This window comes from Streptomyces pathocidini (genome assembly GCF_001418495.1).
GTDB classification, from domain to species: Bacteria; Actinomycetota; Actinomycetes; order Streptomycetales; family Streptomycetaceae; genus Streptomyces; species Streptomyces pathocidini.
In genome coordinates this window covers 1-8,641 of the sequence record NZ_LIQY01000398.1, presented here as the reverse complement: position 1 = coordinate 8,641, position 8,641 = coordinate 1, and the positions used below count along the sequence as shown (strand labels likewise).

Sequence of the window (8,641 nt, the reverse complement as noted above, 5' to 3'; positions counted from 1 at the left end):
GGGATCAGGCGGGTGGGGAGGAGGAAGTGGGAGGGCGCGTCGGACGCGCCGTCCAGCCGGCGGAACAGGCGTTCCGACGCCGTCCGCCCCAATTGCGCCGCGTCCTGCGCGATCACCGTGACCCCGGGCGACAGCAGATCCGCCAGTTCGAAGTCGTCGAACCCCACCAACGCCACCGGCCGTACCCTCCCGTTGAGCACCCGCACGACCGTGACCGTCACCCGGTTGTTGCCGCAGAACAGCGCGGTGACGGGCGGCTGCCCGGCGCCGTCGAGCATGGCGCACGCCGTGGCCCGTACCCGTTCCGGTTCCGTGGAGCCGAGGGCCACCCAGGAGTCGTCGACCCGAAGTCCCGCTTCCGCCATGGCGGTTCGGTAGCCGCGCAACCGCTCTGTCGCAGTGTGGATGCGGGGTCGGTCGCCGATGAAGCCGATCCTGCGGTGGCCGTGGGCTATGAGGTGCGCGACCCCGTCCCGCGCGCCCGAGAAGCTGTCGGACAGCACCACGTCCGCGTCGATCCGGCCGGCCGGCCGGTCCACGAACACCGTGGCCACCCCGGCCGCGATCTCCGGCTCCAGATAGCGGTGGTCGTCGCTGGCCGGCACGATCACCAGCCCGTCCACCCGCCGTGCGCACAGCGCCAGTACGAGTTCCTGCTCGCGGTCCGGCTCCTCCGCGCTGGAGCCGTGGATCAGCAGTGCCCCGTGGGCGCGCGCGGCCTCTTCCACGGCGCGGCTCATCGGCCCGTAGAACGGGTCGGCGAGGTCCTCCAGGACCAGGCCGATGCTCGCCGTCCGCCCCTTGCGCAGGACCCGCGCGCTGTCGTTGCGCCGGAAGCCGAGCGCGTCGATGGACTCCTGGACGCGGCGGACGGTGTCAGGGGTGACGCCCGGCTCGCCGTTCACCACCCGCGATACCGTTTTGAGGCCGACGCCGGCCCGCGCCGCGACGTCCTTCATGGTGGGCCGGCTGCCGTATCGGCGTTCGGTTGGAGGGGCGGTTTCTGCCACGGTGCGAAGTCCTGTTCGTCCAGGGGCGGGTCCGCTATGAGCATAGGCCCTGGACAACGTTGTCAAAACCAGTGAGACTTGACCGCTGGAACCCCGTCCACCAGGAGATACGACACCGATGCAGAACGACCTCGTCGCCGCCCTCGACATCGGGGGCACAAAGATCGCCGGGGCGCTGGTCGACGGCACCGGCCGTCTTCTGGCGCGCGCCCAGCGGCCCACGCCCGCGCGCGAGGACGGTGACACGGTCATGGCGGCGGTCGCCGCGGTGCTGGGTGAACTCGCCCAGGACGCACGGTGGTCCGCGGCCTCCGCGGTGGGCATCGGCAGCGCCGGGCCCGTCGACGCCTCGGCCGGGACGGTCAGCCCGGTCAACGTCCCCGGGTGGCGGGACTATCCGCTGGTCGACCGGGTGCGGGAGGTGGCGGGCGGGCTGCCGGTGACGCTCGTCGGCGATGGCGTCGCCATGACGGCGGCCGAGCACTGGCGGGGTGCCGCCCGCGGGCACACCAACGCGCTGTGCATGGTCGTCTCCACGGGCGTCGGCGGCGGGCTCGTCCTGAACGGGCGGCTGCATCCCGGGCCGACCGGGAACGCCGGGCACATCGGGCATATCAGTGTGGATCTGGACGGGGACGCCTGCCCCTGCGGGGCGCGCGGATGCGTCGAACGGATCGCGAGCGGCCCCAACATCGCCCGGCGTGCGCTGGAGAACGGCTGGCTGCCGGGGCCCGACGGGGACGCGACCGCCGCGGCGGTCGCGCGGGCGGCCACGGCGGGGGACGCTCTCGCGCAGGCCTCGTTCGACCGCGCGGCCCAGGCGCTCGCCGCCGGGATCGCCGCGACGGCGACGCTCGTCGAGATCGACGTCGCCGTGATCGGCGGTGGGGTCGCGGCGGCCGGTGAGGTGCTGTTCGCCCCGCTGCGGCGGGCGTTGGGGAACTACGCGACGCTGTCGTTCGTTCAGGAGCTGGCCGTCCGGCCCGCTCAGACGGGCACGGACGCGGGCCTGATCGGCGCGGCAGCCGCCGCGTGGACCCCTTCCGGGGCGGTCCGCGAGTCGGCGGCGGAGCCGACCGCGTCCTGAGGTCCTCCGCGGTTCCAGCCGACCTGCCGTCCGCCCTTCTCACCCCACCCGCGGGACCATCTCTACCCACCACGAGTGTCCCCCTCGGCCTCCACGGTGGCGCCGAAGCCGATGCGCGCACCGTCCCCCGCGGGCTTCTCGCCGTTGTAGGCGCCGGGTTCGACCGGGCCCTGCCCGTTCGTGGCCGAAGCCGGCGGCTTTTCGCCGGCTCCGCCGGGTGCGTTTCCGCGGGGGCGCGGCGGCTCCGGTCGCCAACTGGTCGCCGGAGCCGCCGAGATGACGTGTGCGCGGGGCGGTCAGCAGCTGAGCTCGGCCTCCGCCCAGTCCGCGTGGTCGTAGTCGACGCCGTCTCCACCGTCGGTCACCACCAGGCGTACGACGTCGGCGCCCCTCACGTCCGCCGACAGGGCCTGCGCGGGCAGGTCCGCGGTGAGCACCCCGGTCGACGCGGCCTTCTCGCCGTCCGCCCAGACCTCGAAGGCCACCGTGCCGTTCACGGCCTCCTCGTCGTCGACCCCCACCCGCGCGGTGAAGGTCTCGCACCCGCCGCCCGCGTAGACCTCGACGGCGCTCGGGGCGTGGACGCCCAGCCCCTTGGTGAAGACCGTGCCGGCGATGGTGAGCGGATTGCCGTCCCCGGCCTCGCTCTCGCCGACGCTGGAGTCCTTCTCGACCGGTCCCCAGCCGTTCGTCGCGCTGAGCAGCGGCAGGTCGCTGACGTACGAGGCGCCGGCGGGTGGCGGCTCCACGACGCTCAGGCCGGTGGGCAGTCGGGCCTCGGCGGCGTCACCGCCCGGGGAGCTGTACGCGACCCGGAGCGTCAGGTCGTACGAGCCCGGTGGGGTGTCCCGCGGCGGCTCCAGCAGCCAGGTCGTGGTCAGTTTTCCGCCAGGGGGAAGGGACTTCGCGGAGGTGGGGGAGGAGGCCTTCACCTGCCAGCCCTCGGGGGCGGTCAGCCGCGCCGAGATCCGCCGGGCGGGCGTGCGGCCCAGGTTGGTGACCGTCGTGGTGGTCCGCGCGGGCCGGCCTGTCTCGGCGAACCTGCCGTCGAGTCCCAGCTCCACCGCGGGCGGGTACGCGGCCCACTCCGGGTCGGCCGAGACCCGCAGCAGCACCGTGCCGTGGGCCGGGACGGTGGCCGAGAGCGTGCCCGCCGAGTTGAAGTCCTCGTGCTGCCACAGATCGCGCACCCTGTACGCGTCGGCGGTCGGCAGGCCCACGTCCGAGGCCGTCGTCGCGATCCGCTGGGCGCTGTCGGACTCGTTGAACAGGGCGACCGCGCGGCTGCCGTCGGCCATCTCCTTGGCCACCACCCAGCGCCCGCTCTGCTCCCCGGAGGAGACCACCGTGCCCTGCCGGCCCAGCGGGTCCTGGTCGACCGCGACGACCTCGCGGTTGCCGAGGATCTCGAAGGTCTCGCCGTCCGCCCGGCGCAGGTCCGAGCCGATGAGCAGCGGCGCGGCCATGATCGACCACATCGAGAAGTGCGAGCGGTACTCCGTGCCGGTCATGCCGCCGTTGCCGACCTCCAGCATGTCCGGGTCGTTCCAGTTGCCGGGCCTCGCGTGCGGCGCGAGCGGCAGGTTCTTCTTCAGGATCGACACCATGCTCGACCAGTTGTCGCTGATGTCGCCCGTGGTGCGCCAGAGGTTGCCGAGCTCGCCGGCCCACTCCCATGGCTTGTTCTGGCCCCACTCGCAGATGCTGTAGACGATCGGGCGGCCGGTGGCCTTCAGCGCGTCGCGCATCGTGGTGTAGCGCTGCTTGGCGTCCACGCCCTGGTTGTTGCAGTTGTCGTACTTGAGGTAGTCCACGCCCCAGTCCGCGAACTGCTGGGCATCGCTGTACTCGTGACCCAGACCGCCGGGGAAGCCCGCCTCGTTGCAGGTCTTGGTGCCCGCGCTGGTGTAGATGCCGAACTTCAGGCCCTTGGAGTGGACGTAGTCGGCCACGGCCTTGATGCCGTTCGGGAAGCGCGCCGGATCGGGGACGAGCTTGCCGTCGGCGTCCCGCTCCGGGAGCGCCCAGCAGTCGTCGAGATTGACGTATGCGTACCCCGCGTCCTTGAGGCCCTTCTCCACGAAGATGTCCGCGATGCCCTTGACCATCTGCTCGTTGAACTCGGCACGGCAGTGGGTGGAATTCCAGTTGTTGAACCCCATGGGCGGGGTCAGGGCCAGGCCGTCCCCGGAGGCCTCCCGGGCCGCCGCGGGAGCCGCCCGGTCCTGGGCGGTCCGGTTCTCGGCGGTCCGGGCCGAGGCAGGGGCCGCCGGGCCTGCCGCGCACAGCAGGATGGCGGCGGCCAGCGCTCCGGCAGCTCTTCGGCCCGTGGTGCGTATGGCGAGTTGGCGCATCGTTTCCGGTCCTCCGTCTTCGCAGGTGGATGACACGACGTCGGTGGCTCGGCCTTGCGATATCGCTGACGGGCACTCACGTTAGAGCTTGTTCAAGTGTGTTGGAAGGGAAGCGGTAACGGTTGAGCCATGCCCTGCCAAAGCCCTTGACTGCGCCCAGCCCCCGAGGTGAGATCCACCCACTCGCGTTCGGTTGTGTTGGGTTCGACTCGGAGGAGAAGACAGGGACATGACCCAGTCATCGTTCAACGGTTCCGCGCTGCCCCGAAACCCCGCGGGCCCGCTGTCCCGCCGGTCCCTCCTGCGCGGCGCCGCGATCGGCGCGGGCGCGGTCACCCTGCCGTCGCTGCTGACGGCCTGCGGCAGCGGCCCGGGTGGCGACGGCAAGACCGTCACTCTCGGCTCCAACGCCTCGGACGCCGTGCCGAAGAAGGCCTACGCGCAGGCCTTTTCCGCGTACGAGAAGCAGTCGAAGAAGACCGTGGAGGTCAACACCGTCAACCATGAGGCGTTCCAGGAGAACATCAACCGCTATCTCCAGGGCTCCCCGGACGACGTGTTCATGTGGTTCGCCGGATACCGGATGCAGTTCTTCGCCAAGAAGGGACTGCTCACCGACATCAGCGACCTGTGGAAAGGCTTCGACGGATTCTCCGACGCCCTCAAGAAGCAGTCCACCGGCGAGGACGGCAAGCAGTACTTCGTGCCCTATTACTACTACCCGTGGGCCGTCTTCTACCGGAAGAGCGTCTTCGAGAAGGGCGGGTACGAGATACCCAGGACCTTCGACGAATACCGGGCGCTCGCCAAGAAGATGGACCAGGACGGCCTGGACGCCATCGCCTTCGGCGACAAGGACGGCTGGCCCGCCATGGGCACCTTCGACTACCTCGACATGCGCGCCAACGGCTACGACTTCCACATCTCGCTCATGAGCGGCGAGGAGTCGTGGACCAGCCCCCGGGTGAAGAACGTCTTCGACCTGTGGCGCGGCCTCATGCCGTACCACCAGCAGGGCGCCAACGGGCGTACGTGGCAGGAGGCCGCCCAGTCCCTCCAGGCGAAGAAGTCGGGCATGGCCGTCTTCGGACTCCCGCACCCGGGGCAGCAGTTCGGCGCGACGGACCGCGAGGACCTCGACTTCTTCCCCTTCCCCGAAATCGACCCGGCCCACGGGCAGGACGCGGTGGAAGCGCCCATCGACGGATTCCTGATGTCGAAGAAGGCCAAGAACCCCGAGGCCGCCGAGGACCTGCTGAAGTATCTCGCCACACCCGAGGCCGAGTTGCGCTACCTGCGGAGTGACCCCAACAACATCGCGGTCAACGAAAGCGCCGACACCTCCTCGTACAACGCGCTCCAGAAGAAGGCCGTCGAACTCGTCTCCGGCGCGAAGCAGATCTCCCAGTTCATGGACCGCGACACCCGGCCCGACTTCGCCTCGACCGTGATGATCCGGGCCATTCAGGAGTTCATCAACAATCCGAACGACGTCGACGGCCTGGTCAGGGACATCGAGCGGCAGCGGAAGGACATCTTCGCCGCCGAATAGCCCGGACCACCGCGCACCCCGAGGAGCACCTTCCGTGCCGCTTCCGACCATGCGGCCCGCACCACGCGCACGCGCCGGACGGCGGGGCCCGCGGCGGTTCACCCGCCGCGACCTCGCCGTCCTCGGCGTGCTGCTGGGCCTGCCCGTCCTGCTCGACCTCGCCATCGTCTGGGGCCCGACCCTCGCCTCCATCGGCCTGTCCTTCACCAGTTGGGATGGGCTCGGCGAGATCCGCTGGGTCGGCGGCAAGAACTACGCGACGCTGTTCACCGACTATCCGCAGTTCTGGCCCGCGGTCCGCAACAACCTGCTGTGGCTGGGCTTCCTGGGGCTCGTGGCGACCCCGTTCGGGCTGTTCCTCGCCGTGCTCCTCGACCGGGGCGTCCGCTTCAGCCGCTTCTACCAGTCGACGCTCTACATGCCGGTGGTGCTCTCGCTCGCCATCGTCGGCTTCATCGCCCAACTGGTCTTCTCCCGCGACCAGGGCGCGCTCAACGCCGTACTCGCCAACCAGGACCACCCCGTCGACTGGCTGGGCGATCCGGACCTCAACATCTGGATGGTCCTCATCGCCGCCGCCTGGCGCCACACCGGCTACGTGATGATCCTCTACCTGGCCGGGCTCAAGTCCGTCGACGCCTCCCTCAAGGAGGCCGCGGCCATCGACGGCGCGAGCGAGCGGCAGACCTTCTTCCGCGTGGTCTTCCCGACCCTGCGCCCGGTCAACGTGATCGTCGGCGTCATCACCGTCATCGAGGCGCTGCGCGCCTTCGACATCGTCTACGCCATCAACCACGGCAGAAACGGCCTCGAACTGCTCTCCGTGCTCGTCACCGACAACATCATCGGCGAGGCCAGCCGGATCGGCTTCGGCTCGGCCATCGCGGTCGTCCTGCTCACCGTCTCCCTGGGCTTCATCGCCACCTACCTCGTCCAGGAGCTCCGAGGGGAGAAGCAGACATGACCGCCGAGACCGCGCCCGCCGTCGGCGCCGCACTGCCCGCCGCCCGCCGCAGGCCCGTCCGGCCCGGGCGGCTCGGCCTGCACGCCTTCCTCATGACCGTCTCCCTGGCCTTCCTCGCCCCCCTGCTGCTGGCCGTCTACGCCTCGCTGCGCCCGTACGAGGAGACCGCCGCGCACGGCTACTTCTCGCTGCCGCGGAACCTGTCCTTCGACTACTACCGGCAGGCGTTCACCGACTCCGGGATGAGCAAGTACTTCGTCAACTCGCTCATCATCGCCGTCCCGGGCGTGCTCCTCGCGCTCTTCCTGGCGTCCTTCGTGGCCTTCGCCGTGGCGCGGCTGCGGATGCGGGGCGGCATGGTGCTGCTGATGCTGTTCACCGCCGGCAACCTGCTGCCCCAGCAGGTGATCGTCACCCCGCTGTACGTGATGTTCAACCGCATCCCGCTGCCGTACTGGATGTCCGAGTCGATGACGATGTACGACTCGTTCTGGGCGGTGATCGCCGTCCAGGTCGGCTTCCAGACGGGGTTCTGTGTCTTCGTTCTCGCCAACTTCATGCGCACCCTGCCGCTGGAGATCCTGGAGGCGGCGCGAGTGGACGGCGCCGGGGTGTGGACGCAGTACTGGCGCATCACGCTGCCGCTGTGCCGCCCCGCCCTCGCCGCGCTCGGCACGCTCCAGTTCACCTGGATGTACAACGACTTCCTCTGGGCGCTGGTCTTCGTCTCCGACGGCGACAAGCTGCCGATCACCTCGGCGCTCAACAACCTGCGTGGCCAGTTCTTCACCGACTACAACCTGCTGGCGGCCGGCTCGGTCATCGTCGCACTGCCCACGATCCTCGTGTTCCTGCTCCTCCAGCGGCAGTTCATCGCCGGGCTGACCCTCGGCTCGAGCAAGGGTTGACCTCGGCCACCGAGGGCTTCGCGGGTTTCCCCGGGGGCTTCCGTGGCAAGGTGTAGCGGGCAGCCACTGGGGGCCGACATATGAGGGGGGACCGTGATCGTCTGGCTGAACGGTGCGTACGGCGCGGGGAAGACCGGCGCCGCTCGCGAACTGGCGGACCTGATACCGGGCAGTACCGTCTACGACCCGGAGGTCACCGGCGGGGCGCTGCGGCAGCTGCTCCCGCGCAAGCAGCTGAAGGAGCTGGAGTGCGGCGACGTCGTCGACTACCAGGAACTGCCCATCTGGCGGCGGCTGGTGGTCGACACGGCCGCGGCGATGCTGGCCGAGCTGGGCGGCACGCTGGTCATCCCGATGAGCCTGTTCCGGCAGGACTACCGGGACGAGATCTTCGGCCGGCTCGCCGCCCGCCGCATTCCGGTACGGCATGTGCTGCTGGCACCTGACGAAACGATCCTGCGCGAACGGATCGCCGAGCGCGGGGAGCTCACAGACGACCCGGACCGGAGCGAGGGCGTACGGCGGTGGGCGCTCGACCAACTGACGTCCTACCGCGCCGCGCTGCCCTGGCTCACCGCCGACGCGTACACCGTCGACACCGGCCGGCTGACCCCGCGGCAGGCCGCGGAACGGATAGCCGAGGCCGTACGCGGCGGCGTCGCAGGGGCGTGCGACATCGTGCAGACGCCCGAGCCGACGGCAGAGACGGTGGCGGCGGGCGTGCTGCTCTTCGATGAGCAGGACCGGGTCCTGCTCGTCGACCCAA

General features: G+C 70.4%; 7 protein-coding genes. 5 read left to right on the top strand and 2 right to left on the bottom strand.

From position 1 onward, the window contains the following. The coding region (locus AOK16_RS18625) for a LacI family DNA-binding transcriptional regulator (protein WP_055473361.1) at positions 1-1,010 on the bottom strand (1,010 nt) is incomplete at its 3' end. 118 nt (positions 1,011-1,128) lie between these two features. Here AOK16_RS18625 and AOK16_RS18620 point away from each other — a divergent pair. Then, positions 1,129-2,097, top strand: a complete 969-nt coding sequence (locus AOK16_RS18620; protein ID WP_055473358.1) for an ROK family protein — start codon at positions 1,129-1,131, stop codon at positions 2,095-2,097. Positions 2,098-2,393: 296 nt separating this feature from the next. On the opposite strand, the gene AOK16_RS18615 is transcribed toward AOK16_RS18620, so the two are convergent. Further along, positions 2,394-4,451, bottom strand: coding sequence for an NPCBM/NEW2 domain-containing protein (locus AOK16_RS18615; RefSeq protein WP_055473357.1), 2,058 nt, complete (start codon positions 4,449-4,451; stop codon positions 2,394-2,396). A gap of 229 nt (positions 4,452-4,680) precedes the next feature. Here AOK16_RS18615 and AOK16_RS18610 point away from each other — a divergent pair, with 229 nt between their 5' ends. The 4 genes from AOK16_RS18610 to AOK16_RS18595 all read left to right on the top strand — a co-directional run. Further along, positions 4,681-6,003, top strand: coding sequence for an ABC transporter substrate-binding protein (locus AOK16_RS18610; RefSeq protein WP_205627728.1), 1,323 nt, complete (start codon positions 4,681-4,683; stop codon positions 6,001-6,003). A 49-nt stretch (positions 6,004-6,052) separates the two neighbouring features. After that, on the top strand, positions 6,053-6,967 hold the full coding sequence (locus AOK16_RS18605; RefSeq protein WP_055473359.1) for a carbohydrate ABC transporter permease: 915 nt from the start codon (positions 6,053-6,055) through the stop codon (positions 6,965-6,967). Continuing rightward, entirely contained in the window at positions 6,964-7,875 is a 912-nt protein-coding gene (locus AOK16_RS18600) for a carbohydrate ABC transporter permease (protein WP_055473356.1), read from the top strand. The genes AOK16_RS18605 and AOK16_RS18600 overlap by 4 nt, the downstream gene beginning before the upstream one ends. Before the next feature lie 93 nt (positions 7,876-7,968). Further along, positions 7,969-8,641 (top strand): P-loop nucleotide/nucleoside kinase family protein (locus AOK16_RS18595; RefSeq protein ID WP_157859259.1); only part of this gene is annotated, 673 nt, incomplete at its 3' end.